The sequence below is a fragment of the Amycolatopsis circi genome (genome assembly GCF_003385235.1).
GTDB lineage: Bacteria > Actinomycetota > Actinomycetes > Mycobacteriales > Pseudonocardiaceae > Amycolatopsis > Amycolatopsis circi.
Map to the genome: position 1 here is coordinate 1 of NZ_PQIA01000153.1, position 22,795 is coordinate 22,795.

The window sequence follows — 22,795 nt, forward strand, 5'->3', positions numbered from 1 at the left end:
CGTCTGTAGCGGCGGTGGGGGCGCGGGCGGCGGAGGTGACGAGTCGGCAGCCGCTTGCCTATGCGGTGGGTCTGGGGTCGCCCTTTGACTGGTTGTATCGCGAGGGGGCGCAGATCCTGTTGCTGGGGGTCGGGCACAACCGGAACTCGTTCCTGCACTACGCGGAATCTCTGGTGCCGCATCATCGGCGGAAGGTGCGGCGGTTTCCGTACCTTGTGGACGGGGAGCGGGTGTGGGTGCGGACCGATGACGTCGGAGACGACAACGGGCGCTTCTTTCCTCAGGTCGGGGCCGAATTCTCGGAGACGGGCGGCGTGCGGCGGGGGAAGATCGGGGACGCCGGCTGTCAGGTGATGGACTGTGTACCGTTCGTAGGGTTTGCTCAGCGAAGGCTGGGAGAGCTGCTGCGGTGAAGCTGGCACCTATACTCGGGCGTTGTGACTGAAGGGTTCTCGCGGGTGTCGGAGCGTTGCCGGGCGTTCCTGGAGGAACGACGGCCGCCGACGCCGTGTCTCGTGGTGGACCTTGACGTGGTGCGGGGGAACTGCGAGCGGCTCCAGCAGGTGCTGCCGGAAGCTCGGATGTACTACGCGGTCAAGGCTAATCCGGCGCCGGAGGTAGTGCGGATCCTTCGGCAAGCCGGTGCGGGGTTTGACGTCGCCGGGCGCGAGGAGATCGAGTTGTGCCTCGCGCAAGGGGCGCGGCCTGAGTTGCTTTCCTATGGCAACACGGTGAAGAAGGCGCGGGACATCGAGTTCGCGCACCGCGTGGGAGTGCGGCGGTTTACCTTTGACAGTCTCGAGGATCTGGAGAAGCTCGCCGAGTTCGCGCCGGGGGCGACTGTCTCGTGCCGGATTCTCGTGGACAGTCGTGGTTCGCAGACGCCGTTCGGGCGCAAGTTCGGATGTGCGCCGGAGATGGCGGTCGACCTGCTCGTCCGGGCGGCTGAGTTGGGACTTGATCCGGAAGGGGTCGCGTTCCACGTCGGGTCTCAGCACATTAATCCGCAGGCATGGGAAGTCGGGATCGCTGCTGCGGCTTCGGTGACCCGCGCGGTTGCGGAGCGTGGGGTTTCGTTGCGGGGGCTGAACATCGGCGGTGGGTTTCCGGTTGGCTATCTGACTGAGCCGCCGCCGTTGGAGGAGTACGCGGCGGTAATTCGCGAGTCGGTGGGGCGGCATTTCGCGGTCGCGCCTGCGTTGTCGTTCGAGCCGGGGCGGGCGGTGGTGGCGTCGGCCGGAGTGATTCGCAGCGAGGTTGTGCTGGTGTCGCGCAAGTCTTCTGCCGAAGAGCGGCGTTGGGTGTACCTCGACATCGGGCGGTACGGCGGACTCGCCGAGACCGAGAACGAGGCCATCGCGTACCGGTTGGTCACTGCGCATGACGGTGGTCCGGACGGTCCGGTCGTGGTCGCGGGACCGACTTGCGACGGGGACGACGTGCTCTATCAGCGCACGCCGTATCGGCTGCCGTTGACGTTGCGGGCTGGGGACTACGTCGACATTCCGGATGCCGGAGCGTACACGCAAAGTTACTCTTCGGTGTCGTTCAACGGGTTTCCGCCGTTGCGGTCGTACTTCGTCGGCGGGGAAGCCGGTGGGGTGGGGGAGTTCGCCGGACGGCATGTGCTGGCTGAGTTCTCCAGGGTGTCGGCCGAGTTGCTCGACGATCCGGCGGTTTTGTGCGAGAGCTTGGAACGTGCGCTGGACAAGGCCGGGGCGACGGTGTGCGAAGTGACGTACAAGCAGTTCGAGCCGCACGGGGTGACGGCGATGGCGTTGCTGTCGGAGTCGCACGCCTCGATTCACACGTATCCGGAGCGCGGGTCGGCGTTCGTGGATGTGTTCACGTGCGGGCGCAAGGCGGATCCGGAACTGGCGGTTCAGTTGTTGCGAGACTTGCTCGGCGCGAGCGTTTCGCGGGTCACCACTATCCACAGAGGACAGGAAGACAGTTGAACATCGAGGAACCAGTCGGCGCTGGGCTGATCCGGCAGTGGCATGTCTCGGACGTGCTGGTCGACACGCAGACTGCCTACCAGCACCTGGTGATCGGCAAGACGGCGCAGGGTATTTCGCTCTTCTGTGATGATGAGCGGCAGAGCACCGAGTTCAGCCAGCTGGTGTATCACGAGGCGTTGCTGGTTCCGGCGTTGCTGCTTGCGTCCACTGTGGACCGAGTGTTGGTGGTCGGTTCCAGCGAAGGTGTGGTGTGCCAGATTGCGGCTGAGGCCGGGGCGTCGGTCGATCACGTGGATATTGACGCCGAGGCGGTTCGGCTTTGTGCGGAGCATCTTCCGTACGGTTACTCGTCGGCGGAGCTGGCTCGCGCGGAGCGTGGCGAGGGGCCGGTTCGGGTGCATTACGCCGATGGGTGGGAGTACGTCCACGCCTGCGCGGAGAAGTACGACGTGGTTCTGGTGGATCTGCCGGATGAGCAGGATGACACCGAGGCTCAGCACAATCGGTTGTACAGCGCGGAATTCTTGGCGCAGTGCCGGTCGTTGCTGACGCCGGGCGGGGTGGTGGCGTATCAGGGCGGGTGCCCGACGTTGTGGCGGAACTCGACGTTGGTCAAGTGCTGGCGTCGGTTCGAGGAGGTCTTCGCTACGCCGGTCTACTTTGGTTCGGCGGAGCATGAGTGGGCGTTTTTCTTCGGCGCGGAGGTGGAAGCGCCGGTGGAGACGATGGTGGAGCGGTTGGAGACGCTGCGGTATCGGCCGGAGACTATTGACGCTTTGGCGTTGCGTGGGGCTACGGTTCCGCCGGTCAGCCTTCGTCGGTGACGGATTTGTGGACGTTCGCGTTGATCACTCCGGACGGAGTGGTCAGTTAGGCGTTCGAGTCCATTGTGGAGTTGTTGCAGCGCAACGGTTTCGTTGTGGTCACCGGGCGGGGGCTTCGGCGGCGGATCGGGCAGCAGTTCACGGCTGGTGATGACCGGCTCCTGGCTGAACTGGACGAAGAGCGCGACCGGATCGCGTGCCGGACCAGGCTGTTCTTGCGGAGCGGGGCAGCTGTCTCGGCTTTGGAGAAGCTGGTTCTCGACACGCACGACGCCTGATCGGCCGGAGAACCAGTTCGGCAAATGCGGCCGCGTGGAAGGGTCTCCTCCTGGCGCGAAGCCGTGTTGGTCAACCGGACTGGTGCGTCCCTGGGTTCGGCAGCGGAGTCGGGGTTGTGACGGGCTCGTCGGACGGGCCGGTGTTGCCGGACTTCGTTCCGGGTTCCCAGCCCGCTCCGGGTACCTGGCCCTGCGGCCGCGGGTTGAGCGGCGGTTGGTAGACGCGGTCGCGGATTGCGTCGCTGGGAGCGCGTCCGCTCGACGTCGAATGCGCGGGTTTTCGGCGCGGGGTTGCTGTGGTGCGCGCTGGCGGGTTTCGCGGCGGGTAGCGGGAGAACCGGCGGGGCTGGCGAAGCGACGGCTGGGCTGGGCGAAGCGAGAATGGGAGCGGGAGCCGGAGCGGGGGAAGCAGGGTGCCGTGGGGGAAGAAACGACCTGCGGGGCAACCGGATTGGCTTGTGGCTGGCCGTCGCTCGACGTCAACCCCACGGTCACCGCGATCGCCGCACCGGCCGCTACCGCGGAGGCCAGCAGGATTCCCCGTCTTCGATGCATGAGCGGATCCAACTGCCGCCCCTGATCGGTGTCAAGCGGCAGGTCAGTGGCCGGAGAACCAGCCCGGCAGATCCAGTCTCGCGGACTCCGGCGAGGAGACCTTCCGCAGGTCCTCCTCCATCGCCCGCAACCGCCCGGCACCTAAGGTTTCAGACCACTCCGAGCGCAGTTGGTCGAAGATCCGCGCGGACTTGGCCAGGCAGTCCAGGCCATGATCAGTCAGCCGCACCAGCATCCGGCGACCGTCGGCGGGGTCGCGTTCGCGGTGGACGTAGCCGAGCCGTTCCAGAGTGTCGATCGTCTTGCCCGCGGCCTGTTTGGTCACGCTGAGCGTGCGGCCCAGGTCGACGGCGGTCGTGCCCGCCGGGCCAATTGCCTGGAAGACGAAGCCGTGCATCGGCCGGACGTCGGGGTGGCCCTGCTTCGCCAGCTCGGCGTGGAGGTCGTCGATCAGGCTGCGGAAGCCGAACAGCAGGCGCAGCGGCAGCTCGTATCCCGGCGGATCGCTTGACATAGTAGACAACCTCGTTGACTATATGGACAACCACGTTGTCGAGTGTAAGGGAAGTGGCAAGTGACGGTTATTCGGGACAGTCGCCGGACGGAGACGCCCAACGCGGTGATGACGACGCTGGCTTCGCCGACTCAGGGCGGCAGCCAGCAGGCGGTATGGAGAGTCGAGATGGCGCCCGGCGCGGTCGGGCCGGTGCATGCGTTCGACACGGAGCTGGTGTGGGCGATTCTCGGCGGCGGGGCGGAGATCACGCTGGACGGTGTCGTCGAGGTCGTGAAAGAGGGGGAGACGGTGGTGCTGCCTGCCGACGCGGAGCGGCAGGTGCGGGCTGACGCGCAGCGCGGCATGGTGGCGATCGTGTGTGCGCCGGGCAGTACGCGGGTGTATCGGATGGGCGTGGTGCCTGCCTGCGCGACCGCTGACGGGGACAAGATTCTTCCGAACTGGGTGGCCTGAGCTGTGGCGGGCGTCACGGAATGTTCGGCGATTTTGAGCGCTACAACGGATATGTCTGCTCCCACCACGCCGCCCGCCGTGTCCGAAGAGACCGCCTCGGTCGTTCCCGTTCTGGACGACTTCGACTTTCCGCTCGTCGACGGCGCTGCCTGCCGTATCGACGACCCGGACTGCGAAGCCTGCCAGTAACACCGCAAGCACGGTAACTGCCGGCCGGTCCGGCAGTTACCGTCGTTCTCGCGGTCAAAGAGGCTTGACCGGCTGCCGCAGGACCGTTTTCAGCTTCTCGGGCGCGGTGCGGCGCGGGTCGCTCAGGTAGATCTCGTGGTGGTCGCCGTTGAACGTCAGGTCGTGCTCGGGCAGGTATTCGTGGTGGAGCCGGTTCAGCGTGGGCGTTTCGTCGTCGTACGAGCCGAGGTGCAGGATCTGGACGCTCGTGCCCTCGGCCAGCGTGCGTAGCTGAACTCCGGCGAGTGCGGGGTTGTCCTTCTTCTTCGCGACGCTTTCGGCGGTCTCCCGGACCATCTCTTCGGTGATCCAGTCCGGCTGGCTGATCAGCATCGTCCAGTCCCACTTTTCCTTGTCCCGCGTCAGAAACACGCTGGGGTCGTCCGCGCGCCACAGGCCTTCAAGCGGTCCGACGACGAAGTCTCGGCCGAGGGTTTTCTTGCTGGCGAACTTCACCGCGTAAGCGATTCCGTACAGCGCTTCGACGGCGTTCGAGTACTCCGGCGCGGTGTTGGGGTCGCCGTGGCCGTCGGCGGCGAGGTACTGGAGCGCGGGGACGTCCACGACGGTGAAGTCTTTCGACGGCGGCGAATACAGCGCGCGGCGGGCTTTCTTGACGTCGTACTTCTCCATCGCGGTCTCCTTGGTGAGGACACTTTCGGTCCAGGTGAGGTCGGCCGTGAGCATCGCTTCGCTGTAGTCGAAGATCGCTGCCGCGGCGTCCGGTAGCGGTTCTTGGCGGGCGCGCGTCGCCCGGACTTCGGCGAGTTGTTCGCGTACCGCGGCGAGCCGTGCGGTCAGTCCGGCAAGCACTTCCGCGTCGGACAGGCCGGGGCTGTTGGCCATGGCGATGAGGACGCGCGCGTGGACCGGGGTGAGGGTGGTGAGCGCTTCGCGGGTGGCGTCCGCGCACAGCTCGACCCCGGATGGCGTGGTTTGGAAGGTCGCGCGGGATTTCCCGGAGCGGGGACCGCCGGTGGTTTCGATCAGGCCGCGCTTGGCCAGTTTGTCGAGGACGTAATAGATCGAGGAGAAGCCGAGCGCGGTCCAGGCGCGGATGCCGCGTTTCTCGATCACCCGCTCCAGGTCGTAGCCGTGCCGGGGTTGCTCGACGAGCAAGCCGAGAACGGTCAGTTCGGCGTCGGTGAGGGCGGGCACTCGGCTATTCTAGTACTAGAATAGCTGTGCCGCCAAGACCGCGACCTCCGGCGCCGGGTCGAAACCGTGTCCGACCAGCCAGTGGACTACCCGGAGGCTGCGCAGCGACCACCAACCGCGGAGTACGTCGAGGTCGATGTCGGTGCCGTAACCGGCCACGACGTCGGCGAGGTGTTCCTGGTGGGCGAGGGTCAGCGCGGCGAGGTCGAACAGGGCGTCGCCTTGGGCGGCTTCGGACCAGTCGAGGACGCCGGTTACCCCTGTCTTCACGCACGGCGATCTGCAGGTCGCCGTGTGTGAAGACAGGGGTCCACGGCCGGAGCGCGGCCTCGGCGATCCGGTGGTTGCGGGTGACCAGGTCGGCGGGGAGGACGTCGTTCGCGATCAGCCACGAGCATTCGCGGTCGAGGTCCGCGGCGAGTTCGTCGGGGTTCCAGCCGGGCGCCGGCGGCATCGGCGCCTCGTGCAGTTTCCGGGCGGCGGCTCCGGCGTCGGCCCAGGCTTCCGGTGACGCGGTCGACGGTTTGCCGGGACGGCCGAGTTCCCGGCCGGGCAAGGCTGCGGGCGCCCCCCCACTGCCGCCCCCATGCCTGGGATTTAGGGGGCGCTGCAGGTGCAGGGTTGGCTGTCCGTGAGGGGAACCCTGAGGGACTCTGATTCCCTCAGGGTTCCCCTCACGTACCTGAGGGCTAGCGCTGCAACCTCGGGTCCTGCGAAGGGTCCGCGTACATCGGCGGGCAGCCCTGGAGGACGGCTTCGGGACGGAGTTCGTAGTGCCACGGCTCGTTGCGGTAGATCTGACACAACCCATACGCGGCACCATGTTTCGACAACCAAGCCGTGGCCTCGAACGGCCCGAGGTCGATCGCGTTCCCCAAGACGTGCGCGGACCGGTCGGCGGTAGCTACCCAACGCGCGGCTTCCTGTTCCGAGCCGTACTTGGCAATCGCTTGGTGCCGGAGCCGATTCTGATACGCCGGGGAACGCCAGCCGCTGTTGACGCGGAATTCGACGCCGTCGTTGGCGGCGTCCTTGGCCGCTCGGCGAAGCGCATCCAGGAACACCGGGTCGAGATTGGCCACGGCCGGAATCTCCGCGAACACCGTTGTGCCCGGCGGGACGGCTCCGTCAGCCTCGCTGAGTGCGCCACGACGGCGAAGCACGCGGCGGGCGGTTCGCCGGAAGACGGCGAGAGCCGGGCGTCGTGCTGATTCGCTGCGGGTCATGGCGTTCAGCCAAGGCGAACCGGTGTTGCCAGCGCGTACGCGGTTTCGGATATGCCAGCGATACGCAGCTGCTCGTAGCATCGACGGCATGCGTGTGCTGATCGTCGAGGACGAGCCCTACCTGGCTGAGGCGATCCGGGACGGGCTGCGCCTCGAAGCGATCGCGGCCGACCTCGCCGGGAACGGGGACACCGCGCTGGAAATGCTGAGCGTCAACGCGTACGACATGGCGGTGCTCGACCGGGACATTCCTGGGCCGTCCGGCGACGAGATCGCCAAACGCGTCGTCGCGTCCGGCAGCGGCATGCCGATCCTGATGCTCACCGCCGCCGACCGGCTCGACGACAAGGTTTCCGGCTTCGAACTCGGCGCCGACGACTACCTCACCAAACCGTTCGAGCTGCGGGAACTCGTGCTCCGGCTGCGCGCACTCGACCGCAGGCGCGCGCACAACCGGCCGCCGGTTCGGGAGATCGCGGGACTCAAACTGGATCCGTTCCGCCGCGAGGTCTACCGGGACGGCCGGTACGTCGCGCTGACCCGGAAACAGTTCGCCGTCCTCGAGGTGCTGGTCGCGGCCGAGGGCGGAGTGGTCAGCGCCGAAGAACTCCTCGAGCGGGCCTGGGACGAGAACGCGGACCCGTTCACCAACGCCGTCCGCATCACGGTCTCGGCGCTGCGCAAACGGCTCGGCGAACCGTGGCTGGTCGCGACCGTGCCCGGCGTCGGCTACCGGATCGACGACGGATCGGAGCGCGGATGATCCGCGAGCCGGGGATGAGCGTCCGGCTCAAACTGACCCTCAGCTACGCCGGCTTCCTCATGCTGGCCGGGACGCTGCTGCTCGGCGCGGTGGGCTTGTTCCTGCTGAACTACCAGGACCGGGCGCTGGAGGTCATGCCGGTGGTGATGGCCCCGTCCGGCCGCGACCTGATCAAGGACTTCGCGCCCGACGCGGCCGTCGTGATGCTGCTCCTGCTGGTGTTCGGCCTGCTGGGCGGCTGGGTGCTGGCCGGGCGCATGCTCGCCCCGCTGACCCGGATCACCGCCGCGACCCGGCGCGCCTCCACCGGCTCGCTCGCGCACCGGATCGAGCTGGAAGGCCGCGACGACGAGTTCCGCGAACTCGCCGACAGCTTCGACGCCATGCTCGCGCGCCTCGACGCGCACGTCGCCGAGCAGCGGAGATTCGCCGCCAACGCCTCCCACGAGCTGCGCACTCCGCTGGCGATCACGCAGAGCCTTCTCGAAGTCGCGCGCAACGACCCGGACCGCGATGTCGGCGAACTTCACGAGCGACTCCGTGTCGTGAACGGCCGCGCGATCGAACTCACCGAAGCTTTGCTGCTGCTCAGCCGCGCGGACCAGCGGTCGTTCACCCGGGAGCCGGTCGATCTGTCGCTTCTGGCGGAGGAAGCCGCCGAGACGCTTCTCCCGCTTGCCGAGAAGCACGGTGTCGTCATCGAGACTTCGGGCGATATCACGGCCGTGCGCGGGTCGCGGGCGCTTCTGTTGCAGCTGACGACGAATCTGCTGCACAACGCCATCGTCCACAACTTGCCGGAGGGCGGGACTGTGCAGCTTCGCGCCGTGTCCTCCGCGAGGACGGGCACGCTCACCGTGGAGAACACGGGGGAGGAAGTCAATCCGGAGCGGATCTGGACGTTCACCGAGCCGTTCCAGCGCGGTACCGAGCGGATTCGGCGGGATCACGCTGGGGTCGGTCTGGGACTGGCGATCGTGAAGAGCATCGCGCAGGCACACGACGGGTCTCTTTCGCTGGCACCGGGTGTTGCTGGCGGGCTTCGGGTGACGGTGCGGCTACCTGGCGGGTCGATGTCGCTCGGCGATCGTCAGGACTTGCCGAGCTAGGGCGGTGTCGGCGTTGGGTGTTCCGGTCGCGGAGGCGCGGGCGGACATCGCCGTGATTCGGGTTGGGTCGGTGAGGATCGGGATCAGCGCGGACTCGATCCAGGCCGGAGTGAGATCGGCGTCGTTGACGAGCAGTGCGCCACCCGCTGCGACGACTGGTCCGGCGTTCAGGCGTTGCTCGCCTCCGCGGTCCGGGAGCGGGACGAACGCGGCTGGAAGCCCGACTGCGGCCAGCTCGGCGCAGGTCATCGCGCCTGAGCGGCAGATCGCGAAGTCGGCCGCGGCGTAGGCGTACTGCATTTCGTCGACATACGGCAGGACGACATACGACGGGTCGCCCGCTTCGACGATGTGCTGCGGGCCGGTGATGTGCAGGACTTGCACTCCGGCCGCCCGTAACGCGGGAGCGGCACCGGAGGCGGCGACGTTGATCGCTGTGGCGCCTTGCGAACCGCCGGTGACCAGTAGCACTGGGTCGTCGGTGTTCAGGCCGAACCGTTGGCGCGCTGCTTCGCGGACCGCGGCACGGTCGAGTCCGGTGATCGCCGGACGCAGCGGGATTCCGATCGCGGTGCCGTTTTTCAGCCGGACGTCGGGGGAAGCGGTGTAGACGTGCGGCGTCAGAAGGGCGGCCAGACGATTGGCTGCTCCCGGGCGGACGTTCGCCTCGTGGATCACGATCGGCAGCCGTCGCTGGCGAGCGGCGAGGTAGGCCGGGGCGGCGACGTAACCGCCGAAGCCCACCACGACGTCTGCCTGGACCTGGTCGAGGACCGTTCCGGCAGCGCGGATCGAAGCGCGCAGCTGGGTCGGCGTGTGCAGCAGAGCCCGGGTTACCTTGCGCGGCAACGGAACCGGCGGGATGAGTTCCAGCGGGTAGCCGCGGGCCGGGATCAGCGTCGTGTCCAGGCCGCGGATGGTGCCGAGCGCGGTGACCTCGGCGGACGGGGCCAGCCGGCGGAGTGCGTCGGCGAAGTTCATCGCGGGTTCGATGTGCCCGGCCGAATGGCCTCCGGCGACGACCACGCGTGGTGCGGTGGGGTTCATTCAGGCGACGAGGAAATCGAAGTACGTGTCTGGGTAAGGCTCGTCTTTCAGCGTGTAGTGCCACCATTCGGCTTCGTAGGCGGCGAAACCGCAGTCCTCCATGATGGAACGGAGGTGCTGCCGGTTCGCCGCCTCGTCCGCGGTGATGCCGGGTGCGTCGTGGTGGGAGACGACGTCCATCAGGTCGAAGCCGCCGCCCATGGGGACGAGTTCGCCGGTGTCCAGGCGATACAGCGTCAGATCCGCCGTGCTGCCTCGGGTGTGGCCGGATTTGGTTGCCACGTAACCGTTTTCGAACATTTCCGCCCGGTTAAGGTTCGGGTAGTGCTGGTGCTTCTTGCGACCGTCTTCCGGCTGTTTTGCCCAGTGCAGGAAGCAGTCCACGGCGCGCTGTGGCCGGTAGCCGTCCCAGATCAGCAGGCCGAAGCCCAGCGTCGCGGCTTTGTCTTGCGCGCTTTGCAAGGCGGTGCACAGCGCGTGGGTGCCGACGATTCGGTTCGCCAGGTAACCGTCGACCGGTTTGCCGGTGAAGTTGTCCCAGGTGGCGTACTTGGCGTCCCAGCGGATCCCGGGCGCGGCCTCGTCCAGGAAGGCGAAACCGTGCTTCATCGGGGCGTCCCGGCCAGCGCGAGCGACACCATCCGGTCGAGCATTTCGGAGAACGGCACTCCGGCCGCCGCCATCATCCGCGGGTACCGGCTGTAGGAGGTCAGGCCGGGGAAGGTGTTGACCTCATTGAGCATGGCGGTGCCGTCTTCCAGCAGGAACAGGTCGACCCGGGCGAGCCCCTTGCAACCCAGTGCGCGGTAGATGGCCCGCGCGGTCGCTTGGACCCGTGCGCGCGATTCCGGAGAAATATCCGCGGGGACGATGATGGTCGAGTTCTCGGAACCGCTTTCCGGGTTGTCCTCCTGGTGGATCTTGAAGAACCCGTGCGACAGCCGGATCTGGTCCGGTTCGCCGACGAACAGGTCCGTGCCGTTGCCCAAGACCGCGCAACCCACCTCGCTGCCCTCGACCGCTTCTTCGATCAGCACCTTGGAATCGAATCGCGCCGCTTCCGCGATCGCGCCGGGCAAGTCCTCCTCGCGCGCAACCTTGGTGACGCCGAACGACGAACCGGACCGGGCCGGTTTCACGAAGACGGGGTAGGCGAACTTGCTCGCGTCGACGGCCTCGTCCGCAGTGCCGGCCCAGAAATTCGGCGTGGCGATGCCCGCGCTGTCGACAACCAGGTAAGCGAGGGATTTGTCCATGCACAGCGCGGAACTCTGCACGTCGCAGCCCGCGTACGGGATTCCGGACAGCTCGAGGAGACCCTGCATCGCGCCGTCCTCGCCGAGCTTGCCGTGCAGCACCGGGAGTACCACGTCCAGCCGGACCGGCTCGTATTTGCCCTGCTCTTCGACGAGCAGCCCGTGCACGTTCCGGTCCGGCGACAGCATCGCCGGGCGGCCGCTGTCCTCCCACGCTTCGCTCGGGCCGTCGCACAGCTTCCAGGAGCCGTCCTCGGTGATCCCGATCCAGTACGGCTCGTACTTTTCCGGATCGAGGTTCTTCGCGACCTCTCGCGCGGATTTGACCGAGACGGGGTGTTCCTCGGAGATTCCGCCGAAGATGACGCCGACCTTGAGCTTAGCCATGATTTGTCCAGCTTTCGAAATTCAGGCAGTTGAGGAGACTGTTTTCCACCGCGTCGCGCAAGGCGTGGTCCGTGTAGTACGCGGTGTGCGGGCTGATCAGCACGTTCGGCAGTTTCTGCAGCCGCGCCAGGTTCGTGTTTTCGATCGGTTTTCGGCGGCAGTCGGCATAGAACAGCCCTTCTTCCCCTTCGAGGACGTCCAAAGCCGCGCCGCCCAGCGTGCCGTTTTCCAACGCGGACCGGAGGGCGTCGGTGTCGATCAGGCCGCCGCGGCCGGTGTTGACGACGATCGCGCCGGGTTTCATCTGCTCGATCCGCTGCCGGTTCAGCAGGTGGCGGGTTTCCGGGGTGAGCGGGGTGTGGAGGGTGACGATGTCGCTCTGCCGCAGCAAATCGTCGAGGGGAACGTAGTCGGCGGACGTCCGGGGCCGAAGGTCGTAAGCCAGTTTCTGACCGCCGAAACCCCACAGCCGGTCGATGACCGCCGCGCCGATCCGTCCGGTGCCGATGACGCCCACGGTCAGGTCGCGCAGTTCTTTTCCGGGAAGATCGCTCAGCCGGTAATCGTGTGCGTCCGTCCGGCGGACGAGTGATTTCGCGTTGCGGGTCGCCATCAGCATCAACATGAGCGTGTAATCGGCGATGCTGTCGGGCGAGTACGCGACGTTTTCCACCGTGATCCCGACTTTTTCGGCGTACGCGACGTCGAGATGATTGCACCCGATGCTCCGCGTGGAGAGATACTGGACGCCGACTTCGCTGAGCGCGTGCAGGGCGCCGTTGGCAATGCGGGTTTTATGGCTGACGCTGACGCACCGATTTCCGGCGGCGAGTCCGACGTTGGCCTCCGACAGCGCCGCCGAGGTGACAGTCGGTGTCACCCCCAGCCGAGACACCGCCTCCCGGACCAAGGCGGCTTCGTCCGGCCCGCACCCGTAGATCGTGATCCCGGTCGCCGCAACCGGCGTTCGGACCCGGAGGACCGCGGCGCATGCCGGTTCGCGGTAGGTCATGCCTGCCAGTCAAAGCCGCGCGATGTTGCCAGCACGTATGCGGTTTCCGATACACGGACGATATCTGGTCGGCGAAGAGGGAGAAGCGCACTCGCGGCGGCCCTTTTCGGCGCGATCGCGAGGAATCCGCCGGCGGTACTGCTGTTTTCGCAGGTAGACGGGTTCCCATACCCCCAGGTGGCGGACTTCAAACTCTTGTACATCGGTGACAAACCGTGCGACCGTTGAGCGAACGGAACGATCCGTCCGGACCACGCCGGTCGTTCCGGGTGGCGGGCCGGTGGCGGCGCTGGGGGGCGTGAAGGCGGACGCACAGGGGGAGAAACGGCAGTGACGGCGGTCGTGGCAGTGCATGTCCCGCGCCGGACGGTTCTGGACGTCGTATTCGTCCACGGACTGGACGGCGATGCCCGCGCGTCGTGGCGTTGCGGCGGCGACGGCACGTTCTGGCCGCGGTGGCTGGCCGCCGATCTCGCCGGCGTCGGAGTCTGGACGCTGGGGTACGAGGCCTGGTCGAGCGGGTGGCGCGGCCAGTCGATGCCGGTGCCGGACCGTGCGGTCAACCTGATGGCTCAGTTGCAGAACGCCGGACTCGGCGAGCGTCCGTTGTGCTTCGTCACGCACAGCATGGGCGGCCTGCTGGTGAAGGAGATCCTGCTGCACGCCGCCGAGAGCCGGACCGATTTCGCCTGTTTCGCGAGGGCGACCCGAGGCGTCGTTTTCCTGGGCACGCCGCACACCGGTTCCGGGCTGGCTCGGGCGGTGGACGCGCTGGGCGTGCTGTACCGGGGCACCCCGGCGGTCGAAGATCTGCGCCGTAACAGCGCCTACTTGCGGCAGCTCAACGACCGCTACCGGGATTGGGCGGACGACACCGGGATCGCCAACCTGGTGTTCTTCGAAACACGCCTGACCCGCCGGGTTCGGGTGGTGGACGAGGCGTCGGCGAATCCGGGACTGCCGAGGGTCCGGCCGATTCCGGTGGACGCGGACCACGTCGGCATCTGCAAGCCGGAGGACCGCAGTTCGCTCGTCTACGGGCAGGTCAAGCGGTTCGTCCTCGGCCTGCTGCCCGGCGACGGGAACGGCCAATCCCGTTCGGCGGCGGTGCATCGGACGATTCTCGTCGCCGACGTCGAAGGGTTCAGCCACCGGAGCCGGACGAACCGGAACCAGCTGTCCGTGCGCGACGCGATGTACCAGACGCTGCGCCGGGCGTTCCGGAAAGCCGGTATCCCGTGGGAGGCGTGCTACCACGAGGACCGCGGCGACGGGGTGCTCGTGCTCGCTCCTCCGGAGGTGCCGAAAGCGGCCTTCACGGAGTCGCTGCCCGGCGCGATCGTCGAGACTCTGGAGGTGCACAACCGGGTCGCCGACGCGGAAGAACAGATCCGGCTGCGGCTCGCCGTGCACGCCGGGGAGGTCCACTACGACCAGCACGGCGTGACCTCGAACGCGGTCGTCCTGGCTTTCCGGCTGGTCGATTCGCCGGCGTTGAAGTCCGCGCTGGCCGGGTCTTCGAGCGTTCTCGCGATGATGGTTTCGACGTGGTTCTTCGACGAGGTCGTGCGGCACAGCGAGGGCAGCCGCGCGGAGACCTGCCGGCCGTTTCCGGTGCCGCTGCGCGGAAGCCAGACGACCGGCTGGGCGAGCCTGCCCGGCGATCCCTGGCCGCCCGACCGGTCGGGCGAGGCTCCGGACGGCCTCGGTCCGGCTCTTGGCCCGCGTGACCCGGACCCGTCGCCGCGTCCGGACCGGGAAGGCAGCGGCCAGCTGGCGAAACGGACGCTTCCCCGCGACGCTCCCGCCTTCACCGGCCGGACCGCGGAACTGGAGAACGTGCTCAAGGAGATCACCGACGCGGTGCACACCGGCCGCATGGTCGCCATCCACGCGATCGACGGCATGGCCGGAGTCGGGAAAACCGCGCTCGCCGTGCACGCCGGTCACCTTCTCGCGCAACGGTTTCCGGACGCGCAGCTGTTCCTGCGGCTGCACGGGCACACCCCGGGCGAGCCGCCGGTGGGGCCGGCGGACGCGCTCGCGTCGCTGCTGACCCTGATCGGGGTGACCGCACAGCAGATGCCGGCCGGACTCGACGCCAGGGCGGCGCTGTGGCGCGACCGGCTGGCGGACAAGCGAGCGCTGCTGATCCTGGACGACGCGCTGAGCCACCAGCAGGTCGAACCGCTGCTGCCCGCGGCGGCCGGGTCGCTGGTGATCATCACCAGCCGCCGCAGGCTCACGGCTCTCGACGGGGCGGTCTCGCTGGCGCTGGACGTCCTGCCCGCCGAAGAGGCGTCCGCGTTGTTCGTGCGGCTCTCCGGCAGGCCGATCCGGCCGGAGGAGGGCGAGGCGGTCGACCGAGTGGTGCGCCTGTGCGGCTGGCTGCCGCTGGCGGTGACCCTGCTGGCTGGACGACTGCGTAGCCGTCCACAATGGACGGTGACCGATCTGGCGGACGAGCTGGATTCGACACACGACCGGCTCGGCCGGCTGCGCGCGGAGGACATCGAGGTGGCCGCCGCCTTCGATCTGTCCTACCGTCAGCTCGGCCCCGGCCAGCAACGGTTCTTCCGCCGCATCGGCCTGCACCCCGGCCCCGAACTGGACGCGCACGCGACCGCGGCGATGGCGGACCTCCCGGTGGCCGAAGCCGGTGCGCACCTCGGCGCCCTCTACGACGACCACATGCTCGAAGAGCCCGCTTTCGACCGTTACCGGATGCACGACCTGATCCGCGAGTACTCCCGGAACCTCAGCCACGACGACGATCAGCAGGAAGCCGAACGGGCCGTCGGCAGGCTTTTCGACTACTACTGCGACACGGCTGCCGACGCGGCCGCGCACATCGCCAAGGACGTGACCACTGACGGCCTGCGCGGAACCCGGTCGCTCCGCCGCCGGGCCGGGCGCGACGCCCGGGTGGCGAGCAGCATCGAGGCGTGGCGGTGGATGCGCGTCGAGACCGTCAACCTGCTTGCCTGCGCTGACCACGCGATTCGGCACGGGTGGCATCAGCAGGTCGTCGATTTGTCGGCGTGCCTGGCCAAGTTCCTTTACATCGCTGGGCCGTGGGACCGGGCGTTGCGGTTGCATCAGTCCGCGGTGCGCGCCGCGGAACACCACGGTGACGAGGCGGCGCGGGCACATGCCTTGAACCACTTGGGGAGCGTCCAACGGCGCATCGGCGACTACGCGTCGGCCGCCACGTCGCACGCCGCCGCGCTGGAAAGCTATACCGCTTTGCGGGACGAGGCAGGGCAGGCTGCCGCGCTCGGCCAGCTCGGCGCGGTGCGGCGCTGTCTCGACGACTATTCCGGTGCTGCCGAAGCGTTCCAGCGCGCGCTCGCCATGGTGATGAAACTCGGCGATCGCAGCGGGGAAGCGCACGCCCGCAACGAACTCGGCATCCTTTACCTGGTCAACGGCGACTACCGGGCCGCGGTCGGCTCGCACGAGCACGCACTGAGCATTTACGAGGAACTGGACGACCTCCTTGGCCAGGCGGACGCCTGGAACGAACTGGGCGTCGCGCGGCGGGCGATCGGCGATTTCCCCGGCGCGGTCGACGCGAACACCCGTGCGGTCGGCGGCTTCCGCAGGCTCGGCGACGGCTTCCACGAATCGTTCGCGCTCAACAGCCTCGCGGTGGCCTGGCGGATGATCGGCGAACCGCGGAAAGCCGTCGACGCGCACCACGAGGCACTGGCCATTTCCCGTGCGCTGGGCGACCGGCTCGGCGAAGGGTTCGGGCTCAATGAACTCGGTGCGGCGCTGCGTCTTGTCGGGGAACTGGAGGCCGCGGAGGAGTGTCACGCCGAGGCACTGGACATCTTCACCGAGCTGGGCAACCACCTGGGCAAGGCCGAGGCGCTCAACCACATGGGCGCGCTGCTGCTGGCGACCGGACAGGTGGAGGAGGCAGGGGCGCGGTACCGAAGCGCGTTGCCGCTGGCGCGTGAGGTGAACAGCCCGCTGGAAGAGGCACAGGCCTTGGCCGGGCTCGGCCGATCCGCGGTTTCGCGAGGAGACCAGGACGGCGCGCGGGATTGTCTGAGTGCCGCGCTGGAGATCTTCGACCGCATCGGCTCGTCGGAAGCGGATTCCGTCCGCGAGTATCTGCGGTCGGCGGTGGATCGCCTTGACCTCAATCCGAGTTGAGCCGCCAGCCCGGGTTTCGTTACCGCGCAGGGCCTGAATCTCGGACCGGCTGGGCTCGGCCGGTTTTCGAGGTGCGCGGGGCCCGGTGAGGGATTTCCGCTCGGCGAAATGCGGTGGAGCGAGCGGACTTCGGTGTGGTCGGATGCCCAGGTGAAAGAGTGGGAGCGGCGGTACGCGGCACGCCGGGAGACGGTCTTGGCTCTGCCGACCGTCCACGCCTGGCATCATGCGCGGATCTTGCCGCCGCAGCAGGGGGACGTGCGGATCTCGGCGTCGATCGGCCCGCTCGGCGAGCTGATGGCGTTGTGGTCGTCCCCTGCTGACCAAGCGGTGCGGTTTCCGGCCGCGCGGGTGACCGTGCACGTACCGGAGATGGCGGTCGCCGCGCGGATTCCCGCTCTTCGGCTGGAGCATCCGACGGTGCAGCCATTGCCAGACGGTCGCGTGCTGGTGGTCGCCGCGCGGTGCACCTGGCGTCCCGGAGGCCCGGACCGCAACGCGATCGTCTACGACCCCGACGGCGAGACGGTGGCCGAGCAGACTTTCGGCGACGGAATCGACCACGTGCAGGCCACGCGAAACGGCAAGATCTGGGTCGGCTACTTCGATGAAGGCGTCCTCGGCGCGCGCGGCTGGGGCGACGCCGGTGCCGCGCCTCCCGTCGGCCGGAGCGGGCTGGTCCGGTTCTCGGCTGACTTGACCGAGGAATGGCATTACCCAAGTTCCGCTCGGGTGGCGTGGGGCCACATTACGGACTGCTACGCACTCAACGTCGACGGCGACACCGCCTGGACGTGCTTCTACACCGAGTGGCCCCTCGTCCGGATCCGCGACGGCGGCGTGACCGGGTGGCACAACGACGTCCGCAGTGCCACCGCGTTGGCAGTGCGCGGTTCCCGGGTCGCGTTCTACGGCGGTTACGAGCCGGACCGCGATCGGCTGGTGGCCGGGGTCCTCGACGACGACCGGCTCCGGGTGACCGGCGAGTACCGGCTCGTCCTGCCGGACGGGCAAGAAGTGCCGCGGCGGGCCCGGGTTTTCGGGCGGGGTGCGGACTTGCACCTCGTGACCGAAGCCGACTGGTACCGGCTCAATCTGGAAGACCTTCCCTCGTAAGAAAATCCCTGTCACCGCAGCGATTTCGCCACCACGCCACCAGGAACCCCGGTTGTTCATCGACCGTTCACGCCGAAAACCCCGTGCCGCGCGTCAAAAGATGAAGGATTCGAGAAGACGCGTCGGGGGACGTGCGAGAGGGTGGGTTCGTGAAGCGCCGGTTGTCGATCGGGCTGGCTGTGGTTCTGGTGCTCGCCGTGGTGGGGGTCGTCGTCTGGGGGCGATCCGGCGGCGGCGACGCGGCCGGCGGTGGGATTACCGTCGTGCGCGGGGTGATCGGATCGGAGAAGCAGGCCTTCTTCACTGATCAGCGCGTGGTGGACGCGTTCGCCAAGCAGGGGTTGAAGGTCGAGGTCGACACTGCGGGCTCGCGGCAGATCGCGACGACCGTCGACCTCGGGAAGTACGAGTTCGCGTTCCCGTCCTCCTCGCCGGCGGCGCAGAAGATCCAGCGCGACAAGAAGGTCACGACGGTCTACACGCCGTTCCAGTCTCCGATGGCGGTCGCGACGTTCGAGCCGATCGTGCAGTTGCTGAGCGCCAACGGCGTGGTGCATAAGGGCGCGGGCGACTACCAGGTGCTCGACATCGCGAAGTACCTGCAGCTCGCGGGCACCCGCTGGGACCAGCTGCCGAACAACACGGCCTATCCGGTGCGCAAGAACGTCCTCGTAACCACCACCGACCCGCGCGAGTCCAATTCCGCGGCGATGTACCTGTCGCTCGTTTCGTTCGTGGCCAACGGCAACAACGTCGTCTCCGGCCCGGATCAGGAGGCGAAGGTTCTGCCGCAGGTCGCGAAGTTGTTCCTTGACCAGGGTTACACGCAGAACAGCACCGAGGGGCCGTTCGAGGACTACCTGTCGGCGGGCATGGGCAAGACGCCGCTCGCGTTGATCTACGAGTCGCAGTACGTCGACCGGGTGTTGCGGAACGACGGCTCGATTCGTCCGGACATGCGAATGCTTTACCCGGCGCCGACGGTGTATTCCAAGCATACGCTGGTTCCGTTTTCCGCCAACGGAAACAAGGTCGGCCAGGCGTTGTCGACGGATCCGGAACTCGGCAAGCTGGCCGCCGCCTTCGGGTTCCGCACGACGAATCCGCAGGTGTTCCGCGAGGTCGCCGCGAAGGCCAAGGTGCCGGGTGATCTCGTCGATGCCGTCGAACCGCCCAGTTTCGAGACGCTGGAACGCATGCTCGACTCGATCCAGAAGCAGTACTGATGGACGAGTTCACGCTCACCCCGCCGGAACCAGTCGCGGCGGTCCCGATGGAACGCGCGGCCGGGCTCATCACGCTCGGCGAGGACACCCGGACCGAGATTTCCCAGCGGGCCGACGAATTCGCCGCGCGGCTCGAAGCGCTCGATGTGAAGTCGCCTGAGTTCACCGCGTTGCTTGACGAAGTCCTCGCGGTCGGCGAGGCGGACATGCGCACGGCGGCGACGGTCGCGGGCACGATGCTGGACCGGTCGACCAAGGCACTCGACGCTGCTCGTTCGCCGCAGCAGGAAGTGACGACAAGCCTGACCGAGTTGCGTCGCACGGTCGCCGAACTCGATCCGGCGAAGCTGCCGATCACCGGACGCAAGCTGCTCGGCATCTTTCCCGCCGCGGCCAGCGCGAAGCGGGCGCTCGATCGGTATCGGACAGCGAATGAACCGGTGAACGCGCTGGTCCGCGAGTTGCGCATGCGACAGGACGTGCTGCGGCGCGACAACGCGGCGATCAAGGGCGAACGCGAGCGGCTCTGGGCGACGCTCGGCAAACTGGCCGAAGCCGCCGCGTTCGCCGAAGCGGTCGACGGGGCGATCGACCGGCAGGCAGGCGTCTTCGATCTCACGGATCCCGCGCACGCCAACGCTCTGCGTGCCGATCTGCTGTATCCGATTCGTCAGCGGCACCAGGATGTGCTGACGCAGCTGGCGGTGAGCGCGCAGGGATATCTCGCGCTCGATTTGGTGCGGCGCACTAACGATGAGCTGATCCGCGGTGTCGAGCGCGCGGCGACCACGACGGTTTCCGCGCTGCGCGTCGCGATGTTGGTGAGCGCGGCGCTGGCGAACCAGCGAGACGTCCTTGACGAGGTCAACGCGTTGCAGGCGACCACAAACGGTCTGCTGCGGGCGAATGCGGAGCTGTTGCAGTCGCAGAGCGAGGAAATCCGCAAGGCTTCGAGCGACCCGGCAGTCGCGGTCGACACCCTGCGCGAGTCGTTCGACCGGATCTACTCGGCGTTTGACGCGATCGACGGGTTCAAGGCCGAAGCTGTGTCGCGCATGGCGTCCACTGTGGAATCTCTGTCCGGGGAGTTGCGTCGCGCGGAGGATCGGCTGCGCCGGTCGCACGAGGGGGAGCTGTGAGAAAACTCGGCGTACTGGCGCTGGCCGCCGCGCTGCTGGCGACCGGTTGTTCGTCGGCTCAGCCGACCGATCCGGCACAGCCTGAGCCAGGCACGTTGCGAGTGTTCGCGGGCAGCGAGCTGGCCGACCTGCAACCGGTGCTGGACGAAGCCGCGAAGGCGACCGGGGTGCACGTCAAGTTCACCTTCACCGGCACGTTGGAGGGCGCGGAGGCGCTCGCGAAGGGCAGCGTCGACGGGAAGTACGACGCGGTGTGGTTCTCCTCGAACCGTTATCCGGCAGGCATTCCTGACGCGAACAAACGGCTCGGCAACCAAGCGAAGATCATGCGTTCGCCGGTGGTGCTGGGTCTCTCCGCACCGGTCGCGCAGCGGCTTGGCTGGGACAAGAAGGCCCCGACCTGGGGCGACATCGCGGTGGCGGCAGGGAAGAAGGAGTTCAGCTACGGGATGACCGACCCGTCGGCGTCGAACTCCGGGTTCTCCGCGCTCGTCGGGATTGCTTCGGCGCTCTCCGGTGCGGGAGCGGCGGTCGACGCGAAGCAGATCGAGGCCGTCACGCCGCAGCTCACGCAGTTCTTCAGCGCGCAACAGATGTCGGCGGGTTCGTCGGGCTGGCTGTCCGATGCTTTCCAAAAGCGTGCGACCGGGCAGGATCCGGGGCAGAAGGTCGACGGACTGGTCAACTACGAGTCCGTGCTGCTGTCGTTGAACGCCTCGGGCAAGCTGCCGCAGCCGCTGACCCTGATCTATCCCACGGACGGTGTCGTCACCGCGGACTATCCGCTCACCCTGCTCAACGGCGCGAGCGACGTCGCGCGCACGGCACACCAGAAGCTCTCGGATTACCTGCGCACGCCCGATGCGCAGCGCCGGATCATGACCACCACGCAGCGTCGTCCAGCCGTCCCCGGAGTGCAGCTCGGGCAGCAGTTCGCGTCGCACGACCTGGTCGAGTTGCCGTTCCCGGCGACGCAACAGGCCGTCGATGCGCTGCTTTCCGCGTATTTCAGCAAGATCCGCCGCCCATCGCGGACGTTGTACCTGCTCGACACGTCGGGGTCGATGCGAGACGGCCGGATCGAGGCGCTGCGTTCGGCGCTGTCCGGACTCACTGGCGCGGACAGTTCGCTGGTCGGCCGCTACCGGCAGTTCCGCAGCCGCGAGGAAGTCACCATGCTGCCGTTCAACACCCAGCCGGGGATGCCGACGACGTTCACCGTGCCCGAGCAATCGCCGCAACCGGAGCTGGCGAAAATCAAGGACTACGTCGGCGGCCTGACCGCGAACGGCGGCACGGCCATCTACGACACCCTGCAGCACGGTTATCAGGTGCTGGAGCCGCTGGTGGCGAAGGACCCGGACCGGTTCAACTCGATCGTGCTGATGACCGACGGCGAGAACGAGAACGGCTCCGACCTCGCCGCGTTCAAGGCGACGTTCGGCTCGCTGCCGCCCGCGATGCGGCAGATCCCGGTGTTCACGGTCCTGTTCGGCGAGGGCAGCGGCGACGAACTCGGCCAGGTCGCCGCGCTGACCGGCGGCAAGGTCTTCGACGCCAGGAACGTGCAGCTGGCCAGCGTGTTCCAGGAGATTCGCGGGTACCAATGAGGCGCTGGTTCGGCTCCACCAAGAACATCTTCGGCTGCGTTGGCGCGCTCGTCGGGCTGCTGCTGTACGTGGCCGGCGTGATCGGTCCGTTGTGGCTGATGTTCGTGGTCCTGGCCGTGCTCTACACGGCGGGTGCGCTGCTGGGCCCGCCGGAGAAGGTGCGGCTGGTGGTCGACCCGTCGGTGGAGGCTGCGGAGGTTCGTTCTTCGCTGGACACCCTGGTGCAGACGGCTTCGGGGCGGCTCCCTGAGTCCACTGTGGACGCGGTGCGGCGGGTGGCGGAGATGTTGTCGGATCTGCTTTCGGATCCTCGTCGGTTGGCGGCGAATCCGGAGTTGCAGCATCGGGTGTTGTTGTTGGCTCGGACGGATCTGCCGTTGTCGGTTCAGACGTACCTCAACCTGCCGCGGTGGTTCGCTGCACACCGGGCGGAGGCTGGGCAGGAGCTGGCGACGCAGTTGGGCTTGATTGAGCGGCGCACGCATCAGCTGGCGGAGGAGTATTACGCGGCGGAGGTCAACCGGCAGAAGGATCAGACGCGCTACCTCGGCGAGGAGCCGTAGCGAGATCCGCCGGGCTCTTCCAACGGGCCAGCCGGTCGTAGAGTCGCGACAGCCGGACGTGGAAGGTTTCCAGTGCCCACGCCAGCTGCCAGCCAGCCGGGTTCCGCTCGAGGGTCGTCGCGGTGTGTTGCGCGGCGATCAGGCACTCGTGCTCGGTGTGGTACCAGGCCAGCGCCGCCAGTGCGTCGGGGAGCGGGTGGGGG

At 67.7% G+C, this 22,795-nt stretch carries 21 protein-coding genes and 3 pseudogenes; 14 read left to right on the top strand and 10 right to left on the bottom strand.

What is annotated here, in order from left to right:
- From D0D37_RS39880 to D0D37_RS39895, 5 genes and pseudogenes are all read left to right on the top strand, one after another.
- On the top strand, positions 1 to 413 hold a 413-nt coding region (locus D0D37_RS39880; RefSeq protein ID WP_162834713.1), incomplete at its 5' end, for an AAC(3) family N-acetyltransferase.
- Positions 414 to 437: 24 nt separating this feature from the next.
- Positions 438 to 1,592: pseudogene (locus D0D37_RS39885) on the top strand (type III PLP-dependent enzyme); the annotation flags it as partial.
- Positions 1,566 to 1,958, top strand: a complete 393-nt coding sequence (gene speD, locus D0D37_RS48285) for an adenosylmethionine decarboxylase (protein ID WP_425267017.1) — start codon at positions 1,566 to 1,568, stop codon at positions 1,956 to 1,958. The pseudogene D0D37_RS39885 and the gene speD, both read left to right, overlap by 27 nt.
- On the top strand, positions 1,955 to 2,785 hold the full coding sequence (locus D0D37_RS39890) for a spermidine synthase (RefSeq protein WP_116205761.1): 831 nt from the start codon (positions 1,955 to 1,957) through the stop codon (positions 2,783 to 2,785). Before speD ends, D0D37_RS39890 begins: the two co-directional genes overlap by 4 nt.
- A gap of 65 nt (positions 2,786 to 2,850) precedes the next feature.
- Positions 2,851 to 3,063: a hypothetical protein gene (locus D0D37_RS39895; protein WP_116205762.1), complete on the top strand. Its 213-nt coding sequence runs from the start codon at positions 2,851 to 2,853 to the stop codon at positions 3,061 to 3,063.
- A gap of 598 nt (positions 3,064 to 3,661) precedes the next feature.
- On the opposite strand, the gene D0D37_RS39900 is transcribed toward D0D37_RS39895, so the two are convergent.
- Positions 3,662 to 4,132: a MarR family winged helix-turn-helix transcriptional regulator gene (locus D0D37_RS39900; protein ID WP_116205763.1), complete on the bottom strand. Its 471-nt coding sequence runs from the start codon at positions 4,130 to 4,132 to the stop codon at positions 3,662 to 3,664.
- 60 nt (positions 4,133 to 4,192) lie between these two features.
- Here D0D37_RS39900 and D0D37_RS39905 point away from each other — a divergent pair, with 60 nt between their 5' ends.
- On the top strand, positions 4,193 to 4,588 hold the full coding sequence (locus D0D37_RS39905) for a cupin domain-containing protein (protein ID WP_116205764.1): 396 nt from the start codon (positions 4,193 to 4,195) through the stop codon (positions 4,586 to 4,588).
- Positions 4,589 to 4,831: 243 nt separating this feature from the next.
- On the opposite strand, the gene D0D37_RS39910 is transcribed toward D0D37_RS39905, so the two are convergent.
- From D0D37_RS39910 to D0D37_RS39920, 4 genes and pseudogenes are all read right to left on the bottom strand, one after another.
- Positions 4,832 to 5,974, bottom strand: a complete 1,143-nt coding sequence (locus D0D37_RS39910) for a GyrI-like domain-containing protein (protein WP_116205765.1) — start codon at positions 5,972 to 5,974, stop codon at positions 4,832 to 4,834.
- A gap of 15 nt (positions 5,975 to 5,989) precedes the next feature.
- Positions 5,990 to 6,244 carry a phosphotransferase family protein gene (locus tag D0D37_RS47630; RefSeq protein ID WP_208720454.1) on the bottom strand — a complete coding sequence of 85 codons (255 nt, stop codon included), beginning with the start codon at positions 6,242 to 6,244 and terminating at the stop codon, positions 5,990 to 5,992.
- Between the two features lie 73 nt (positions 6,245 to 6,317).
- Positions 6,318 to 6,530 (bottom strand): annotated as a pseudogene (locus D0D37_RS48685) (aminoglycoside phosphotransferase family protein); the annotation flags it as partial.
- 133 nt (positions 6,531 to 6,663) lie between these two features.
- Complete coding sequence (locus D0D37_RS39920; RefSeq protein ID WP_208720456.1) at positions 6,664 to 7,200, bottom strand: M15 family metallopeptidase; 537 nt, start codon at positions 7,198 to 7,200, stop codon at positions 6,664 to 6,666.
- 88 nt (positions 7,201 to 7,288) lie between these two features.
- On the opposite strand from D0D37_RS39920, the gene D0D37_RS39925 reads away from it, so the two are divergent.
- Positions 7,289 to 7,963: a response regulator transcription factor gene (locus tag D0D37_RS39925; protein WP_116205767.1), complete on the top strand. Its 675-nt coding sequence runs from the start codon at positions 7,289 to 7,291 to the stop codon at positions 7,961 to 7,963.
- The gene (locus tag D0D37_RS39930; RefSeq protein WP_116205768.1) at positions 7,960 to 9,072 is read left to right on the top strand and encodes a sensor histidine kinase; all 1,113 of its coding nucleotides are present in this window, start codon (positions 7,960 to 7,962) and stop codon (positions 9,070 to 9,072) included. Before D0D37_RS39925 ends, D0D37_RS39930 begins: the two co-directional genes overlap by 4 nt.
- Here D0D37_RS39930 and D0D37_RS39935 read toward each other — a convergent pair.
- From D0D37_RS39935 to D0D37_RS39950, 4 genes are read right to left on the bottom strand one after another with little or no spacing between them, the layout of a single operon-like run.
- Positions 9,022 to 10,119 (bottom strand): UDP-N-acetylglucosamine--N-acetylmuramyl-(pentapeptide) pyrophosphoryl-undecaprenol N-acetylglucosamine transferase, encoded by a 1,098-nt coding sequence (locus D0D37_RS39935; protein ID WP_116205769.1) that lies wholly within the window; start codon positions 10,117 to 10,119, stop codon positions 9,022 to 9,024. The two genes, D0D37_RS39930 and D0D37_RS39935, sit on opposite strands and share 51 nt — an antisense overlap.
- A complete protein-coding gene (vanX, locus tag D0D37_RS39940) occupies positions 10,120 to 10,728 on the bottom strand; it encodes a D-Ala-D-Ala dipeptidase VanX (protein WP_116205770.1) in 609 nt (202 codons plus the stop codon). It abuts the gene before it with no gap.
- On the bottom strand, positions 10,725 to 11,762 hold the full coding sequence (vanA, locus tag D0D37_RS39945; RefSeq protein WP_116205771.1) for a D-alanine--(R)-lactate ligase: 1,038 nt from the start codon (positions 11,760 to 11,762) through the stop codon (positions 10,725 to 10,727). The genes vanX and vanA overlap by 4 nt, the downstream gene beginning before the upstream one ends.
- On the bottom strand, positions 11,755 to 12,774 hold the full coding sequence (locus D0D37_RS39950) for a D-isomer specific 2-hydroxyacid dehydrogenase family protein (RefSeq protein WP_116205772.1): 1,020 nt from the start codon (positions 12,772 to 12,774) through the stop codon (positions 11,755 to 11,757). The genes vanA and D0D37_RS39950 overlap by 8 nt, the downstream gene beginning before the upstream one ends.
- Positions 12,775 to 13,104: 330 nt before the next feature.
- Between D0D37_RS39950 and D0D37_RS39955 the strand changes: the two genes are divergently transcribed.
- The 6 genes from D0D37_RS39955 (at position 13,105) to D0D37_RS39980 (ending at position 22,592) form a co-directional block, all read left to right on the top strand.
- Positions 13,105 to 16,938 (top strand): tetratricopeptide repeat protein, encoded by a 3,834-nt coding sequence (locus D0D37_RS39955; protein WP_116205773.1) that lies wholly within the window; start codon positions 13,105 to 13,107, stop codon positions 16,936 to 16,938.
- Positions 16,939 to 17,046: 108 nt separating this feature from the next.
- Entirely contained in the window at positions 17,047 to 18,054 is a 1,008-nt protein-coding gene (locus D0D37_RS39960; protein ID WP_116205774.1) for a hypothetical protein, read from the top strand.
- 149 nt (positions 18,055 to 18,203) lie between these two features.
- A complete protein-coding gene (locus tag D0D37_RS39965; protein WP_116205778.1) occupies positions 18,204 to 19,280 on the top strand; it encodes a hypothetical protein in 1,077 nt (358 codons plus the stop codon).
- Positions 19,280 to 20,419: a toxic anion resistance protein gene (locus D0D37_RS39970; protein WP_116205775.1), complete on the top strand. Its 1,140-nt coding sequence runs from the start codon at positions 19,280 to 19,282 to the stop codon at positions 20,417 to 20,419. Before D0D37_RS39965 ends, D0D37_RS39970 begins: the two co-directional genes overlap by 1 nt.
- Positions 20,416 to 22,029, top strand: a complete 1,614-nt coding sequence (locus D0D37_RS39975; protein WP_116205776.1) for a vWA domain-containing protein — start codon at positions 20,416 to 20,418, stop codon at positions 22,027 to 22,029. The genes D0D37_RS39970 and D0D37_RS39975 overlap by 4 nt, the downstream gene beginning before the upstream one ends.
- On the top strand, positions 22,026 to 22,592 hold the full coding sequence (locus D0D37_RS39980) for a hypothetical protein (protein WP_116205777.1): 567 nt from the start codon (positions 22,026 to 22,028) through the stop codon (positions 22,590 to 22,592). The genes D0D37_RS39975 and D0D37_RS39980 overlap by 4 nt, the downstream gene beginning before the upstream one ends.
- Here the strand turns inward: D0D37_RS39980 and D0D37_RS47635 are convergent.
- A pseudogene (locus D0D37_RS47635) lies at positions 22,546 to 22,795 on the bottom strand (tetratricopeptide repeat protein); the annotation flags it as partial. The gene D0D37_RS39980 and the pseudogene D0D37_RS47635 overlap by 47 nt on opposite strands.